The sequence below is a fragment of the Luteolibacter yonseiensis genome, from assembly GCF_016595465.1.
In the GTDB taxonomy this organism is placed as follows: Bacteria; Verrucomicrobiota; Verrucomicrobiia; order Verrucomicrobiales; family Akkermansiaceae; genus Luteolibacter; species Luteolibacter yonseiensis.
Window position 1 is genome coordinate 563,791 of record NZ_JAENIK010000004.1, and the last position, 15,396, is coordinate 579,186.

General features: G+C 61.3%; 15 protein-coding genes. 8 read left to right on the plus strand and 7 right to left on the minus strand.

All coding sequences use genetic code 11. From position 1 onward, the window contains the following. Positions 1-10: 10 nt before the first annotated feature. Positions 11-571: an RbsD/FucU domain-containing protein gene (locus JIN84_RS03980; protein WP_200349710.1), complete on the minus strand. Its 561-nt coding sequence runs from the start codon at positions 569-571 to the stop codon at positions 11-13. Positions 572-711: 140 nt separating this feature from the next. Here JIN84_RS03980 and ald point away from each other — a divergent pair, with 140 nt between their 5' ends. From ald to moaA, 4 genes are all read left to right on the plus strand, one after another. Next, entirely contained in the window at positions 712-1,818 is a 1,107-nt protein-coding gene (ald, locus tag JIN84_RS03985) for an alanine dehydrogenase (protein ID WP_200349711.1), read from the plus strand. A gap of 300 nt (positions 1,819-2,118) precedes the next feature. After that, positions 2,119-2,775: a PEP-CTERM sorting domain-containing protein gene (locus JIN84_RS03990; protein ID WP_200349712.1), complete on the plus strand. Its 657-nt coding sequence runs from the start codon at positions 2,119-2,121 to the stop codon at positions 2,773-2,775. 31 nt (positions 2,776-2,806) lie between these two features. Then, positions 2,807-4,060, plus strand: coding sequence for a sulfite oxidase (locus JIN84_RS03995; protein WP_200349713.1), 1,254 nt, complete (start codon positions 2,807-2,809; stop codon positions 4,058-4,060). A gap of 102 nt (positions 4,061-4,162) precedes the next feature. Next, positions 4,163-5,218 carry a GTP 3',8-cyclase MoaA gene (gene moaA, locus JIN84_RS04000; RefSeq protein WP_425602304.1) on the plus strand — a complete coding sequence of 352 codons (1,056 nt, stop codon included), beginning with the start codon at positions 4,163-4,165 and terminating at the stop codon, positions 5,216-5,218. A gap of 25 nt (positions 5,219-5,243) precedes the next feature. Here the strand turns inward: moaA and mog are convergent, their stop codons facing one another. From mog to JIN84_RS04015, 3 genes are read right to left on the minus strand one after another with little or no spacing between them, the layout of a single operon-like run. After that, positions 5,244-5,714: a molybdopterin adenylyltransferase gene (mog, locus tag JIN84_RS04005; RefSeq protein ID WP_200349715.1), complete on the minus strand. Its 471-nt coding sequence runs from the start codon at positions 5,712-5,714 to the stop codon at positions 5,244-5,246. Then, positions 5,711-6,163 (minus strand): cyclic pyranopterin monophosphate synthase MoaC, encoded by a 453-nt coding sequence (gene moaC, locus JIN84_RS04010; protein WP_200349716.1) that lies wholly within the window; start codon positions 6,161-6,163, stop codon positions 5,711-5,713. The genes mog and moaC overlap by 4 nt, the downstream gene beginning before the upstream one ends. 14 nt (positions 6,164-6,177) lie before the next feature. Next, positions 6,178-7,362, minus strand: a complete 1,185-nt coding sequence (locus JIN84_RS04015; RefSeq protein ID WP_200349717.1) for a molybdopterin molybdotransferase MoeA — start codon at positions 7,360-7,362, stop codon at positions 6,178-6,180. Positions 7,363-7,440: 78 nt separating this feature from the next. On the opposite strand from JIN84_RS04015, the gene JIN84_RS04020 reads away from it, so the two are divergent. Genes JIN84_RS04020 through JIN84_RS04035 form a run of 4 tightly spaced genes read left to right on the plus strand, consistent with a single transcriptional unit; the run spans position 7,441 to position 12,904 of the window. Beyond that, the gene (locus JIN84_RS04020; protein ID WP_200349718.1) at positions 7,441-7,671 is read left to right on the plus strand and encodes a MoaD/ThiS family protein; all 231 of its coding nucleotides are present in this window, start codon (positions 7,441-7,443) and stop codon (positions 7,669-7,671) included. Between the two features lie 4 nt (positions 7,672-7,675). Then, on the plus strand, positions 7,676-8,062 hold the full coding sequence (locus JIN84_RS04025) for a molybdopterin synthase catalytic subunit (protein ID WP_200349719.1): 387 nt from the start codon (positions 7,676-7,678) through the stop codon (positions 8,060-8,062). Positions 8,063-8,096: 34 nt separating this feature from the next. After that, positions 8,097-9,500 (plus strand): DUF3142 domain-containing protein, encoded by a 1,404-nt coding sequence (locus JIN84_RS04030; RefSeq protein WP_200349720.1) that lies wholly within the window; start codon positions 8,097-8,099, stop codon positions 9,498-9,500. 50 nt (positions 9,501-9,550) lie between these two features. After that, positions 9,551-12,904, plus strand: coding sequence for a hypothetical protein (locus tag JIN84_RS04035; RefSeq protein ID WP_200349721.1), 3,354 nt, complete (start codon positions 9,551-9,553; stop codon positions 12,902-12,904). 19 nt (positions 12,905-12,923) lie between these two features. Here the strand turns inward: JIN84_RS04035 and JIN84_RS04040 are convergent, their stop codons facing one another. The 3 genes from JIN84_RS04040 to JIN84_RS04050 are packed head-to-tail and all read right to left on the minus strand — an operon-like array spanning position 12,924 to position 15,393. Beyond that, positions 12,924-13,892 (minus strand): cysteine synthase A, encoded by a 969-nt coding sequence (locus JIN84_RS04040; protein ID WP_200349722.1) that lies wholly within the window; start codon positions 13,890-13,892, stop codon positions 12,924-12,926. A gap of 14 nt (positions 13,893-13,906) precedes the next feature. Then, complete coding sequence (epsC, locus tag JIN84_RS04045) at positions 13,907-14,881, minus strand: serine O-acetyltransferase EpsC (RefSeq protein WP_234043175.1); 975 nt, start codon at positions 14,879-14,881, stop codon at positions 13,907-13,909. Next, positions 14,857-15,393 (minus strand): rhodanese-like domain-containing protein, encoded by a 537-nt coding sequence (locus JIN84_RS04050; RefSeq protein ID WP_200349723.1) that lies wholly within the window; start codon positions 15,391-15,393, stop codon positions 14,857-14,859. The genes epsC and JIN84_RS04050 overlap by 25 nt, the downstream gene beginning before the upstream one ends. Positions 15,394-15,396: the final 3 nt, after the last annotated feature.

Consider the following 15,396-nt stretch of genomic DNA (forward strand, 5'->3'; position numbering starts at 1 on the left):
ATGCACGTTCCTAGAAAGGTCGCACGATTTTTTCCAACCGCTCGCGTTCGATGCGCTCGCGCAACCTCGTTTCCGAATCGACGTCCCAGTATCCGGGCTGGAGTTCGAGAAACACCGAGGAGTAGGGCAGCGCCGTGGGAGTGCGGATGACGAGCACGTCGAAACTGCGGTTCGCATCCTCCAGCAGCGTGAGCAGCGATTGGTGGTCCAGCTCCGTGGGCTCGTGGCCGTGGAATGAATCCCGCTCGCGCTTGCGGAGATCGTCGATGCCCGGCGCGAAGTCGTTTTCCACCGAACGCAGTTCGCGGGCCACGTAGACCTGTGGCTTCACATTCTCCGTTTGTTCGAGGGTCTTCAGCACATAATCCACCACTTCCGGCACGTCCGCGGAAGCGGTCACCTGGCGGATTCCGGCACGGTTGTGTGCGGGAAACGAGGCCTCCGCGATGACGATCCAGTTGCGGTAGCCAAGCTGCGCGACCTGATGATCCACCGCCGCCTGCCAGTTCCGGCCATCATTCATGCCCGCGCAACCGAACGACAGCAGGGCCGCAACGGAAGCAAGTAACACGCGACAAAACTGCATGGCCCATTATGATGTGTCACACCTCTGCCTGTCAACGCGCTGCCCTCGTGGATTTCATATCCATGCTGTGCCGCGTGGCGGTGGTTGGCATGGGGTTTGCACAGGGCGCGCACACTTCCCATCACATGAACATAGGCATCCCGAAAGAAATCAAGGCACAGGAAAACCGCGTCAGCATGGTCCCCGGATCGGTCGCGGAACTCGCCAAACGCGGTCACCGGATCCTCGTCGAACGCGGCGCGGGCGAGGGCGCGAGTTACTCCGACGAACAATACCTCGCCGCAGGTGCGGAAATCGTGGAATCGCCGGAAGCGGTTTTCCAGGAAGCCCAGCTGATTGTGAAGGTGAAGGAGCCGCAGCCTGCCGAAGTCGCACTGCTCGGACCCCAGCACATCCTGTTCACCTACCTCCACCTCGCCGCGAACAAGACACTCACGGAGAGCCTGATGGCGTCCGGCTGCACCGCCATCGCCTACGAGACCATCGAGGTGAACCGCCACCTCCCCCTGCTGGAGCCGATGAGCGAGATCGCCGGACGCATGTCGGCCATCGTCGGCTCATATCATCTGGCAAAACACTGCGGCGGCCGCGGCTCGTTGCTCGGCGGCGTTCCCGGAGTGGCCCCGGGCCGGGTGGTCGTCCTCGGCGGTGGAACCGCAGGGGTGAATGCCGCACGCGTGGCCACGGGCATCGGCGCGGACGTCACCATTCTGGAGGTGGACTTCGAGCGCATGCGGTTTCTCGACATCACGATGGGTTCGCACACGGTGTATTCGAACGAAGCGAACCTGGCGGACCTCCTGCCACGGGTGGACCTCGTCATCGGCGCGGTCCTCGTTCCCGGCGCGAAAGCACCGAAACTCATCACCCGGGAAATGCTCCGGCTCATGCCGCGCGGCAGCGTTTTCGTGGACATCGCCGTGGACCAGGGTGGCTGCGCGGAAACAACCCGTCCCACGACGCATGACAACCCCACTTTCGAAGAGGAAGGGGTGCTTCATTACTGCGTGGCGAACATGCCGGGCGCCTACTCCCGCACCGCCACCCAGGCACTCAACAACGTCACCCATCCATGGACGCTCATGATCGCCGAAAAAGGTCTCACCGGCGCCTGCCAGACCCGGAAGGAACTGCTCGGCGGCATCAATGTCATGAATGGAGGACTCACCTGCCCTCCGGTGGCCAACGCCCATGGCATCGAAGGCACCTCCATCATGGACCTGGTGGGCTGAGCCGGGCTTCCGGGGCGGTTTGGTGATCGAAGTAAAACTTAAGTTTACCAAACTGCCCAAATTAATTCTAAAAATTTCTTGCTGATATTCTACTGATTTGTAGAGTCGTCCCGTTCGAGTTGAATGGGACGACCCATCACCTGTGCGCGGCTATTCGGCCGCCCAGCCGACTCCACGTGGAGAGACGCTGACCCGAGCGACCGGAACTGACGAGCCACGTGGCCGCTCTCCGATCCCCGATGCGAACCGGAACCCACCCCCGTCGTGGCTTCTCAGCCTGCGGCAACCGCATTTTGGACCATGAAATCAACCCCACTCCATTTCTCCATCCGTCGTAGCCTTTTTGCCCTTCCCTCGCTTCTGCTTGCCCTCCAAGCCCCATCCGCCGATGCGGCGGCACTCAGTCTCGGCCCGGTGTCCGGCAGCAGCACCACCACTACCCACGAGTACAGCGAGGACTACAGCGCGTGGTTCCTCGCGGATTTCAGCGTGGATCCCGATGCTCCGGATCCGATCCAGGTCACCACCGGCATCGCCGTGGGTTGGTGGACCCAGGAGCTGACGTTCCCGGCCGCATTCCCCAGTCTGATCACCGGCGATATCTTCAACATCCAGGAACTCGTCCAAATTTCCCCAGGCGGTTTCCCCGTGGACAACTGGAAGCAGGAGATCGTCACTCCCGGTTGGGAATGGGTGGCGGCGAGCATCTTCGACAACAACACCTCCTCGGAAGTTCCCGGCCTGCAGGTCCTGCTGAATGGCGCCACCGCCAGCTTTACTTTCGATCCGCTGACCGCCGGGACGGATCTCTTCATCATCAAGGAACTCCGCTACACCGGCGCGGGCGGTGCCGCCGCTCCTCTCAGCGTCCGGGTCTCCGCCGTTCCCGAGCCGGCGACCTCCGTTCTCGGACTGATCGGCGTGACCGCGCTTTTCATCCGCAAGCGCCGCCACTGATTTCCCATCAACAACCCAATCATCCATTCCAATGAACCCTTCCCTGAGAGACGAGGCGACTTACGAACAGGACCGCCTCGAACGCTATGTCCGGAAACAGGAACAGGAGACCGGCCTGTCGCGCCGCGAAATCCTCAAGAAACTCTTCGGTGCCTCTGTCGGTCTGGCGTCGGCGGCTGCCTTCACCGGCCGGGCATATGCGGCCGAGCCGCTGCCTCCCATCGTCAAACCGACGCCGAACGACAAATTCATCACCCTCAGCACCAACCGTGAAACCCGGTTCGAGGCGCTGAAAGGCGTGGGTGAGGTGACCCCCGCGGCGTTGTTCTTCATCCGCAACCACACCACCACGCCGCGCATCGACGGCGCGACATGGAGTCTGCGCATTGAAGGACCCGGCGTCACCAATCCACGGAATTTCACACTCGCCGATCTCGAAGCGCTCCCACAGGTGACCCAGACGCGGGCCATCGAGTGCGCGGGGAACGGACGCAGTTTCTACGGCAGCCAGCAGGGCACCGCAGGCTCGGGAACGGCGTGGAGACTTGGCGCGATCGGCGTCGGCACCTGGACCGGCGTCCGTCTGTCCACCTTGCTGGAACTCGCCGGCCTGAAAAACACCGCCGTCGATATTCTCCCGGAAGGCCTGGACGATGTTTTCCCCGCCGCAGGCACCCACGTCAGCCGTCCGCTCCCCATCGAACGGGCGACGGATGACGATGTGCTGGTGGTGACGAAGCTCAATGGCGAGACATTGCCCCAGGATCACGGATATCCCGCACGATTGCTCGTTCCGGGCTGGATCGGCATCGCGAACATCAAGTGGCTTGGAAAAATCACCGTCGCCGAAGAGGCGCTCTTCAACTATTTCAACACCACCCAATACACCTTCATCGGAGGCAGCTACGGGCCGCTCGGTCCATCCTCGCCAGTGCTGGGCCGCCAGGTGGTCAAGAGCGCCTTCGAACTTCCCTTCCCCGCGACTTTCACGGCGGGTCTCAAACTCATCACCGGCCGCTCGTGGTCCGCACACGGCACCATCAAGCGCGTGGATGTCAGCTTCGACGAAGGCACGACCTGGACGCGCGCGGTATTGAAAAACCGGGGAAATGATCCACAGGGATGGGTCGAGTGGCAGGTCCAGTGGAATGCCAAGGCGGGCAGCTACGGACTCAAGGCAAGGGCGACCGACAGCGCGGGAAATGTGCAACCCGTCACGACTCCATTCAATACCAACGGCTACCAGTTCGACGCCATCGTCCGTCACCCGGCGGTCGTGTCCTGACAAGTCTCCCCTCCGCAACTGCCGCAGTCCGGGCTCCGCCTCCCGCCCCTTACGGGAAAGCCGGAGTCCGGGCTGCGGCGAATCCTTTTTCTCCACCCACCCATGGTTTTAGCGATGCCTCCCCCTGGTGGTGCCGTTGCATCCGCAGCCGGTTCCGTTCTGTTGGATCGTCTCCGCCGGCCGCTCAGGGATCTGCGGATTTCACTGACGGACCGTTGCAACTTCCGCTGCACCTACTGCATGCCGCGCGAGGTCTTCGGACCGGGGTATGAATACCTGCACCGCAGGGATCTGCTGGATTTCGAGGAAATCACCCGCCTGGTCGGCATCTTCTCCGCCCTTGGCACCCGCAAGATCCGGCTGACGGGTGGTGAGCCGCTGATGCGTCGCAATGTCCCGGAGCTCGTCAGCCAGCTCAGAAGACGCGCACCGGAGGTGGAACTCGCATTGACCACGAACGGCTCGCTGCTGGCGCGGTTCGCCGGAGATCTCCATGCGGCAGGACTGCATCGCGTTTCCGTCAGCCTCGACGCCTTGGATGACGCCACCTTCATGAAGATGAACGACGCCGACGTGCCGGTGTCGCGTGTGGTCGAAGGAATCGATGCCGCCGTAGCCGCCGGATTCTCCCCGGTGAAAATCAACAGCGTCATCCGCCGGGGCGTCAACGAACACGCCATCGAACAACTCGCGGACCGGTTTTCCGGACCGGATCACATCGTGCGTTTCATCGAGTACATGGACGTCGGCAACAGCAACGGCTGGCGCATGCAGGATGTGGTGCCCGCCAGTGAGATCGCCGCACGTTTGGAAATGGATGGATCGCTTTCGCCACTGCCTCCGCGCGAAATCGGCGAAGTCGCGAGGCGATTCCGGACCGCCCGCGGTGGGGAGATCGGCATCATCGCCAGCGTCACGCAGCCATTTTGCAAGAACTGCAACCGCGCCCGCCTGAGCTCGGATGGCAGGCTCTACACCTGCCTCTTCGGGTCGCACGGCACCGATCTGCGGGGGCCGCTGCGTGCCGGAGCATCGGATCATGAGATCGCGGAAATCATCCGCGCGACCTGGGAGCTCCGTGGCGACCGCTATTCGGAACTCCGCACCGCGGCAGGCCCGAAGCCGCGCAAGATCGAAATGAGCGCCATCGGCGGGTGATGGCTCCACCACCGGTAGCGCTCCGTCACTCGTTCAGATGCTTCAGGGCCTCGCGGATGGCCGGAATGACCAGCGGCAGGCATTCGCCGATGGCTTTCGGATTTCCCGGCAGGTTCACGATGAGGCTTCTGCCGCGCGTGCCTGCGGTGGAGCGTGACAGGATCGCCGTCGGCACCTTGTCGAAGCTCCGGCTCCGCATGATCTCTCCGAAGCCCGGCAGTTCCCGCTCGATGACCGCCTTGGTGGCTTCCGGCGTCACGTCGCGCCGGGACGGCCCGGTGCCGCCGGTGGTCAGCACGAGATCGCAGCCATCTTCATCACAAAGCCGGCGCAGGAGGTCTTCGATTTCCCGGCGTTCGTCCGGCATCACGACGCGCACCCATTCGATGTCGCCGGTACCGCTCCCGCCGAACACCCGCTCGATTTCCGGGCCGCTGCGGTCTTCGTAAACGCCGGCGCTCGCCCGGTCGCTGAGTGTCAATCGCGCTACTTTCATTCCTTGATTTTTTCCACCACCTGGATCGATCCGATCACCATACCCTTGTCCACGGCCTTGCACATGTCGTAGATGGTCAACGCGGCCACCGAGACGGCGGTGAGCGCTTCCATCTCCACCCCTGTTTTCGCGGAGACCACGGAGGTCGCGCGGATGGCGACGCCCCGGTCCTGGATTTCGAAATCGATATCCACCCGGTCCAGCGGAAGCCCGTGGCAGAGCGGGATGAGCTTGTCCGTGATCTTCGCCGCCTGGATCGCCGCGACGCGCGCGACCGTGAGCACATCACCCTTCGGCAGCGCACGGTCCCTCAGTGCGAGCACCGTGGCGGGAGCACATTCGATGAATCCGGTGGCGACGGCGGTGCGGCGCTGGACCGGCTTCGCCCCGACATCGACCATGCGGGCGGTTCCCTGGGCGTCGAGGTGTGAGAATTGAGGAGATGACATGGTGGATTGAAGAACTATGCGATGGATTCGGGAAGGTCCAGCAACAGGGTTTCCACAACGCCGTCCGCTGGTGCGCCGGATTTCACCCGCACCAGCGCGTTCGTTCCCGCAAGGGAGAAGGTGTTGCCCGAGGTGGACCAGCTTTTCGGCGTGACGAACAGTTTCCCGTCCTCCACCGAAACCCGCGCCACCCAGAATGAATCGCGTGGATCAGGCCGCAGCGGCTCACCGCCACGGATTTCCAACGGCAGGAAATTCCAATGGCACGGCAGTCCGGCCAGTCTTTCCACCGCCAGCCGGATGGCGACGTGGAAACTGACGAAATGCGAGATCGGATTTCCTGGAATCACGAACGCGACCTGATTCCCCCGCGTGGCGAAGATCAGCGGTTTCCCCGGACGGAGGTTCACCTTGTCGAAATGAATGGTGAACCCAAGCCGCTTCAAGGTCTCCGCACCAAAGTCATAGTCACCGACACTCGCACCACCTGAGATGAGCAGCAGGTCCCAGTCCCCCTCCGCGATTTCCGAAATGGCCTGCGGATCATCCGCGACACGCCGGGAGTCGGAGATCTCCACTCCCAGCGATTTGAACAAACCCGCAAGCAGGTTTGAATTGGTATCGCGGATCTCACCCCGGCCGGGGATCTGGTCGGGAGCGACCAGTTCGCTCCCGGTGGCGATATGACGGACGACGGGCTTTCTCAAAATCTTCGGCCTCACCTCGCCGATCTGGGCGAGAATCGCCAGTTCGGCACCGCCGAGCTTCGTGCCCTTCTCCAGCACCACATCACCCGGCGCCGCCTCGCTCCCTTTTTCACGGATGAAGCGGTTTTCCGAAAACGCCTTTATGGAGACATGATCTCCATCCCGCGTCACATCTTCCTGCATGACGACACGTCCGCCACCTTGCGGGATCAAGGCACCGGTGAAAATCCGCAGCGCTTCGCCCTTGCCCAAGGGAATCTCGGGAAATGTGCCCGCCGGGATTTCTCCGATGACATGGAAGGTGCCGGGTACCTCATCGCCACCGATCACATAACCGTCCATCGTCGAGCGATCCGCAGTCGGATAGTAGGCGTCTGCGACGAGTTGTTCGGCCAGGATACCACCCCAGGCGTCGGCGAGACCGACCTCGATGACGCCGGCGTTCCCGACGTGGGAGAGGATCTTTTGACGCGCTTCTTCCAGAGAAATCATAACGCCCGAGAATAACTTAAGAGTGACAATCCAATCAAGGATAGTTAAACTCCTTTCACCCCCGCAACGATTATTTTCATGGAGATTTCCTTACTTGCTTTCGCCAGTTCCAGCGACGCCTTCGGCTTCACCAGCCGGCAGGTTTCCTGTGATCCGGATGACACGCCGCTGACCATTGTCCGGCGGATCGCCCCACAAGTGGACATCGGAAGTCTCCGTGTCGCGTTGGATTGCGAATTCACGACATGGGACACTCCGGTGAGGGACGCCCGCGAGCTCGCCTTCATTCCACCCGTTTCCGGAGGTTGATTCCATGATCATCGACATTCATTTCACCCACGATCCCATCGTCGTCCCGGACACCACGCTTCCCAATAAGGAAATCGGCGCGGTGGTCGATTTCCAGGGCCTCGTCCGCGAGATCGAGGGTGACCGCGCGCTGCCCGGACTTTTTTACGAAGCTTACGAGACGATGGCCCGCAAGGTTCTTGCCAGACATCTGGAGGAGTTGGGGAAAATCCATGGCTGCGACGCGGTGCATTTCATCCACCGCATCGGCTGGGTTCCCGTGGGCGAGGCATCGCTCCACATCCGCGTGCTCAGCTCACACCGGGCGGAGGCGTTGCGATTTCTTGCGGACTCGATCGACCGGCTGAAGCTGGACGTTCCGATCTGGAAGCGGACGGAGCGGCCTGCCTGAATCACTCCGGAATTCACTTTCCGTCGCCCGGGAGGTGATTTTGAATCCGCTGGCAAGTCCGGCGGTTGAAGCGATGTTTTCCAGATATTCCATTCTCGCGTGTGTCTTCCTGGCGACAGGATCCTGCGGAAAACGGCAGGTCGCGAATCCGCCTCGCGTTCCATTCGAGGCACCGGCCTACTGGGTTTGGCATCGGAGCAGCCGGTTGACGGGAAAGGAGCTTTCCGAACTCCATCATGCCGGAACAAAAAGACTCTGCTGGCAGGCTGTGGAATGTGGGTGGAAGGATGGCAAATGGGATGCCGTCCGTATTTCCAAATCGTTCCCCCGGCCCGAGGGGATCGCGGTGATACCTGTTTTCCGCATCAAGCCCGACACCGCGTTTTTGGAGAACCCGGATGCCGCGAAGGCGCTCGGCCGGCTTTTCACCTTATGGGCGGATGGGGCCACCTATCAGGAACTGCAGATCGACTTAGACTGCCCGGTCCGCCTGTTGGATCGCTACGGGAAATTCCTGCGGGAACTCGGCGAGCATGTGGCTCCCGCGGAAATTTCCATCACCGCCCTGGCCTCATGGCCACAACACCCGGATTTCCTGAAACTGGCCCGCTCCGTCCGGTCGATGGCTCCGATGTTTTACGACCTGTATGCCGATGCCCCCGGGGAGGTCCGGGAGAATCGTTTCCAACCGCTGGCTGACAAAAGAACGCGGGAACTCATCGAGGCATGGTCGGCATGCCCGGTGCCTTGGCAGGCGGGCCTGCCGAACTTCGAAAGGGTCACTCTCTATGACAAAGACGGAAAGCTGGCCGGGCATTTGAGGAACTGGTCCCATGACCGTCTGTTTTTCCATGAAAGCCTGAAAGCATCTCCACTCGGCGAAGGGGTGACGCTCTATCAAGCCGACAGGGATTGCCGGCTGGATGGAACCGAAATACCGGAGGGTTCGAAAGTGATCCATCGCCTGCCGGACGCGGAGGTGCTGGCATCGCTCCAGGCATCCGCCGAACGCGCCGGGGCCATGGGAGTGATCTATTTCGCGCTGCCCGGTCCGGGAATGCGGGCGGCTTACTCGGCGGGCCATCTCGCCGGACATCCGGCACCGCGGTTGGAGGTCTGTTTTGACAAAAGCGGTGCCATCGTCCTGAGCAACCGGGGCGGGTCCGACCTTCCTCCGAATGCAACTACCGGAGGATGGCGGCTCGAAGTGAAGGCGGAAGGCATGGGGAAATTCCGCAGCGGCCCACCCGGGGAATTCGCCCGACTGACGGTGCCCGGTAACGCCCCGCCGGAACTCGCCTCCAACCTTGTCCTTCATTTTTCAAAACTGGAAAGCGGCGGGTCGATCACCTCGGCGGCCCTCCTCACCAATGGACATTCCCTACGCTGGAGTCTCGCCGGAACAGATATGGAAGGCACGGTGAAACCAAAGGAATAATATTCAGGAATTTTGCTCGATTTCCCATGGCGCGGCGGTAGCGCATCATCATGCGTGCGAGCGTTCCGTTTTCATTGATTCTGCTTATCTCCTGCGGGCCGTTTTTTTATCAGGCACCACCTCCCATCGCGGAATACCCCGAGCGTCTCGCGACAAAACGGTGGGAGGACTTGTTCACGGAATCATCACCCGGGGCCCCCCTTCTCCCGGACAGGAAAGCGATGGAGGAATCCTGCCTGAAGCTTCCCGAAACCCTCAAGCCGATGGATACGGCGGCACGGCTGGCGGAGATCGACCGCCTGATCGAGATCAATCGTGGAGGTGATTATTCACGGCTCACCGCGAACCTGCTTCATGAATGCCGCGAGCTGGCCGCCGATCCGGCGCTCTTCGATGTTTCAACCCATTACCTCGATTGGCGTGTCAGGAATCCGTCGGTGTCCGTCACTCCGCTTCCAAGCCAGAAGCCGTGGGATATGGATGAGGCGGAATACGCCAAGGCGCGTGAGAACCATCGGAACGATCTGTTGTTAAAAAGGGAATCATTCGTCCGCGAGCTGGCCACCTCCCCACCGGCGCTACTTCCCTATTGGCAGGTGCAGCAGGCGGCGTTCGAATACCGGAGCCGCGAATACCAGACCGCCGGACGGCTGTTCGCGGCGGTGGTTGAAAGCCATCCAAACCACCCCCGTGCCGAATCCGCCGGTCTCATGCATGCCCTGTGCTTCCTGATGCAGGCACGTGAAATGAGGCGGACGGATTCCGAATCAGGAAACCTTTTCCAAGGTGACGGGGTGATGGAGTCTCTGGACCGATCGGAAACCTTGTTGAATGAATACATCGCCGGTCATCCGACCGGTCGTTTTACTTCCGATGCCTGCGGCTGGCTCGGAGCGGTGGCTCTCGAAAGAGATGACCTCGGCCTGGCCGTGAAACATCAGCTCGATCGCCTGGAACGCCAGCAGACACGGGAGGTCCTGGGTTCGGTATTGCGCGAATGCGATTCCATTTTCGAAAGGTTGTTCGCTCGCGATGAGAAGGAAATGTCCGACGAGTGGCTCAGCGACAAACATGATTTCGACGCGAAGTCGGTGGCCCGGCACCCGCTTGTGGCCCGGTTGTTTGTCCAGCACGCGCTCGATCCCGCCGCAGCCGAAATGCTGGACCTCCGTTTGGACCGGGGTGAACCGGCTGACCGGGACACCATCGAATTCCTGAAGAAGAGAACCCTCCGCTCCCAAAAATGGGTCGCCACGGCCCTCCGGGAGCTGGGCTCGGAACTGCTGCTCCGCAACGATCCCACGGACCAAACCACGCTCACCGTCCTGGCCTGGTCCGCGTCCGGATCGGGCGAGCATGCCCAGGCCCTCGCACTGCTCGACCGGGTTCCCGCCGAAACCGCGCGCGACGAAGTGTTGCACGCGCGCGCCATCATCCTGCAGCGGCTCGGCAGGCACAAGGAGGCGGTGGCCGCCTTTGATCTGTTGAACCTGAATTTCCCATCAAGCCCGTTGGTAGAGGAACTCCCGCAGCGCAGGAGCATTTCGCTATTTCACAGCGGCCAGGCGGGTCTGGCTCTGGTGGGTTTGCTGGAATCAGGAGTCGATCCCGAGGACTCCGATATCGGCCTGTCCCCCGGTTACTATCATCCCCAATGGACGGATACCATCCTTCAGTTCGCATCCTTGGATCAACTTGCCACCGCGCTTCCCCAGCTTCCCGAGGATCATCCCGCGGCGACGACCATTCGGAATGTCATCCGCGCACGCGCTCTCTCCGCCGGGGACTTTCCGACCGCCCGAAGGTATGCGTCCCCTTGGAACCCGGCCCCATCCGATGAGCCGGATTCGCAAACATCAGACACCACACTTCCCGAAGATGCGGAGTGGCGGGAGGATATCGCACCGCTTGAGGATGCGATGAAACTGTTGAACGACCCCGCATCGAACATTGATAAACCCGCGCTGCATTTGATCGTCGCCCTCCACTGGTGGAAACACAGGGGGAACCTCACCATGCCGGCGCTGGAGGCAGCGGTTTATCATGACGATGAAAGAGAGAAGCGCGAGCTGCTCCGACGCCAGAACGGCATCCAGCTCGGATATGGCCAGGAGGCGGTCAACAAGGAGCTCGATTCACGGGATGAAGCGACCCATGCGCTGGCCCATGCGCTCGAAGCAGCCAAGAGCACCGATCCGGCGGTCGCCCGGGCGGCGCTCGAACTGGCGAACGAATGCCTCTTCCGCCGTGCGGAGTTCTCACTGTATCAGCTGAGCCGGGCCTTGGAAAGGGACGACAGCCGTTTGTCCGCCGATCTGGCGGACCGCTTGAATCAACTCACCCGATCGAAGTCAGCGGTGAAATACGATTTCCAACCCATTCCGGGTGGATGGATGCCCGGAGACCACAGCCCCTCGAATTCCACGAACGAGATCCTGGACATTCTGGCAACCGGTAGCTCGAAGCCGAAACTATCCGAATCAGACGAACAGGCCCAGTGGGTCAGGGAAAACGCTGTCTTGAACAAAGCCCTTTCAAGGGTGGTCCCCGGGATGGCCATGCCGGAGATACGGAATCTCCTGTCCGCCGAAAAACTTCGTCAGAACGAACTGCGGAAAAAAATGAACCCGCTCGACAGCCTCGGCATCGTCACCTCGGTGGACAGACTGGACGATCTGATATCCGCGGCATCCCTGGCGGACATCACGGCGGTGGATTTCCTCAACTACCGGGACGAACGCAGCCATCAACTTCCCGCATCGTTCAAGAGCTTCGTCGATTTCCGCAACCGGGCCAGCATCCAGGCATCTGTTGATGAAACGGATAATGACAAAACCAATGCCGCCATCGCTGGCTGGAAAGAATATCTCGACACCTGGCCGGACAGTCCGAAAGCGGAAGCCGCGTCCCTGCGACTCATCCGCATGGTCGCACGCCAATCCCGTGGCAGGGTGGCCATCGGAGCGTTTGCTTTCCCTGAAGCTCCGATCCCGGGCGGTTACAAGCACGTCCGCCTTGGCGGGGCATGGTACAAATCCGATCCCGAAAAGATCCTGGGAATGCTGGCCGTCCATGAGCAGCGGTTTCCCGACGGGAGGTACCGGCAGGACATCAATCTGTTGAAAGCGGAATGCCTGATCGACAAGGGTCGGCTGTCTCCAGCGCTCTCCCTGCTGCTCGGAATTCTGGATGATCCTTTGACCGGAGACCTCCACCCCATCGCGGCCCTGGATTTCTGTGACATCAACCAGCGCTTGCTTGATTCAACGCAGAGAGACCAGGTCGTCACCGCGTTCAGGGAAAATCCGGATGCCTTCCCGAGGCTCAAGCTGCTGGTTCATGGCGATACATTCCTCTCCCGTCTCAAACCCATGATGAGGTGGCTGGAGTCGGTGATCCGGTAAAGCCTCAAACCGGGATGTCTCACGGCACCAGATCATTCTCCGCCAGCCACTCCGGATTATACAGCTTGGACTGGTACTTCTGTCCGGTGTCGCAGAGGATGGTGACGATGGTTTTTCCCGGGCCATGGTCCTGGGCGTAGCGGAGCGCCCCGCCGATGTTGATGCCGCTGGAGAGTCCGAGGAAAAGACCTTCCTCACGCAGGAGCTGGTGGATGAGGGAAATGGCCGTGTGGTCGTCGATCCGGTAGGATTTGTCCACCTGGAGATCCTCGATATTTTTTGTCACGCGGCCCTGCCCGATGCCTTCCGCGAAAGAGTCACCGTCGTCGAGGTCGAGACGCTTCTGGGTGAACCATCCCCACATGGCGGCACCGTACGGATCCGCACAGACCGTCGCGATGTTCGGGTTCCTGCTTTTCAGGAAGAGCGAGGTTCCCGCAAGCGTGCCGCCGGTCCCGATGGCGGCGACGAAGGCGTTCACGGTGCCGTCGGTCTGGGCGAGGATTTCAGGACCGGTGGTGTCGAAGTGGGCCTGGCGGTTCGCGAGGTTGTCAAACTGGTTCGCCCAGAACCAACCCTTTTCCGCCGCGAGGCGGCGTGCGATGTGGTTGTAGTTGTCCGGATCGCTGTAGGGCTTGGCGGGCACCGGGATGACCTCGGCGCCAAGGGCGCGGAGCAACGCGATTTTTTCCGGGGCCTGGGTTTCCGGAATGATGATGACGCTTTTATATCCCCGCGCCTGTCCGATGATGGTGAGGCCGATGCCGGTGTTTCCAGCGGTTCCCTCCACGATCGTACTGCCGGGAAACAGCAGGCCGTCCTTCTCCGCCTGCCGGATGATGCCGAGCGCGGCGCGGTCCTTGACGGAGCCGCCGGGGTTCATGAATTCCGCCTTGCCGAGGATCTCGCAGCCGGTGAGGTCGGAGATCCTGTTCAGCCGGATAAGCGGGGTGTTGCCGACGAAGTGGTCGAGTCCGTGGTAGCTCATAAAATGTCAGATTGTCAGATGGACCAGGATAGGTCGGCATGCTCGCGGTGGATCTTGCTGCGGATGGACAGGTTTTTCTCCTCGTAGATCACCAATGAATCGGGAGGGATGCTGTGCATGAGGAAGACGTTCGCACCGATGGTGGAGTTCGAGCCGATGATGGTCTCTCCGCCGAGGATGGTGGAGTTCGGGTAGATGGTGACGTTGTCGCCGAGGTTCGGGTGGCGCTTGAGACCCTTGATGACCGAGCCCGCGTCATCCTTGATGAAGGACCGTGCGCCGAGGGTGACGCCGTGATAGATCTTGCAGTGGTTGCCGATGTTGCACGTCTCCCCGATGACGACACCCGTGCCGTGATCGATGAAAAAGTGCGCGCCGATGCTCGCTCCGGGATGGATGTCGATGCCCGTGCGGCTGTGCGCCCACTCCGTCATCATCCGCGGAATCATGGGCGCGCCCGCGCGATAGAGCCGGTGGGCGAGACGCTGGATGGAGATGGCCTCGATGAACGGATAGGAAAGGATGATCTCCTCATGGCTTCTTGCCGAGGGATCGTTCTTGTATGCCGCCTCGATGTCCGTGCGCAGCACCTCGCGGACGATGTGGAGCGCCTTGCAGAATTTCTGGATGATCGGCTTGGTCCTGCCGGTCGGGCGCTGCGGATCGCCGATGCGCACGCTCTTGCGGATCTGGTCTTCCAGGCGGACGACCAGTTCCGCGAGCCGCTTGGATGTCAGGTCTGCGATGGAACCCTCGCGGATGACGTCATTGTCATGGAAACCGGGGAAAAGCAGTTGCAGCAGGCTTTCGCAAATCTCTCCCACCGCGTGTTTCGACGGCAGGTTGAGCGACTCGCTGTGGTTCAGACCGCCGAAGTTCTGGTAGGACGCCAGCAATTTCCTGACGATCTCGTCGTGCTGGGAGACCGGTATTTCCGTTGCCGGGGGAAGGGATGGATGGTTGCTCATGCCGGGCGGCGCTTGTTCCATGGAGCTTTGGCGAGCAGGAGGCCCATGCCGCACCAATCCGTGATGCCGGCGAAGATGAGTCCGGAACCGACTAAAGCGGGGATTCCGTAAAATCCCGGATGAATGAAATATCCCAGCAACACTCCTGACAGGACGAGCGAACCCGCTCCGATGCGCACCTGGCGCTCGAGGCTGATGACGGAACCCTGTCCGTTTTCCACCGGCAGCCCTGCGGCGATCCATGCCAAGGTCCCGCCTTCGACGACCACGGCATTTCCAAATCCCTCCCTGGCAAACTGGTCGGCGGCCTTGGTGGCACGTTGTCCGGAGCGGCAGAGGATGTAGACGGGCTGGTTCTCCGGCACTTTTCCTCCGGCCACCAGCGCCTTGGGCGAGAGTTCGTCCAAGGGGACATTGACCGCCTCCTTCACATGGGTCGCGTCGTATTCCACAGCCGTCCGGACATCGATGAGCGGAAGATCCGGCCGGGTTGCAAGAAGCTGCGAAAGTTCTTTGGGAGTGATGGATTTCATGAA

Excerpts from the sequence above, each read along its gene's own strand:
- ald (WP_200349711.1), top strand. The coding sequence starts at position 712 with ATGAACATAGGCATCCCGAAAGAAATCAAGGCACAGGAAAACCGCGTC.
- JIN84_RS03990 (WP_200349712.1), top strand. The coding sequence starts at position 2,119 with ATGAAATCAACCCCACTCCATTTCTCCATCCGTCGTAGCCTTTTTGCC.
- JIN84_RS03995 (WP_200349713.1), top strand. The coding sequence starts at position 2,807 with ATGAACCCTTCCCTGAGAGACGAGGCGACTTACGAACAGGACCGCCTC.
- moaA (WP_425602304.1), top strand. The coding sequence starts at position 4,163 with ATGGTTTTAGCGATGCCTCCCCCTGGTGGTGCCGTTGCATCCGCAGCC.
- mog (WP_200349715.1), bottom strand. The coding sequence starts at position 5,714 with ATGAAAGTAGCGCGATTGACACTCAGCGACCGGGCGAGCGCCGGCGTT.
- moaC (WP_200349716.1), bottom strand. The coding sequence starts at position 6,163 with ATGTCATCTCCTCAATTCTCACACCTCGACGCCCAGGGAACCGCCCGC.
- JIN84_RS04015 (WP_200349717.1), bottom strand. The coding sequence starts at position 7,362 with ATGATTTCTCTGGAAGAAGCGCGTCAAAAGATCCTCTCCCACGTCGGG.
- JIN84_RS04020 (WP_200349718.1), top strand. The coding sequence starts at position 7,441 with ATGGAGATTTCCTTACTTGCTTTCGCCAGTTCCAGCGACGCCTTCGGC.
- JIN84_RS04025 (WP_200349719.1), top strand. The coding sequence starts at position 7,676 with ATGATCATCGACATTCATTTCACCCACGATCCCATCGTCGTCCCGGAC.
- JIN84_RS04035 (WP_200349721.1), top strand. The coding sequence starts at position 9,551 with ATGCGTGCGAGCGTTCCGTTTTCATTGATTCTGCTTATCTCCTGCGGG.
- JIN84_RS04040 (WP_200349722.1), bottom strand. The coding sequence starts at position 13,892 with ATGAGCTACCACGGACTCGACCACTTCGTCGGCAACACCCCGCTTATC.
- epsC (WP_234043175.1), bottom strand. The coding sequence starts at position 14,881 with ATGGAACAAGCGCCGCCCGGCATGAGCAACCATCCATCCCTTCCCCCG.
- JIN84_RS04050 (WP_200349723.1), bottom strand. The coding sequence starts at position 15,393 with ATGAAATCCATCACTCCCAAAGAACTTTCGCAGCTTCTTGCAACCCGG.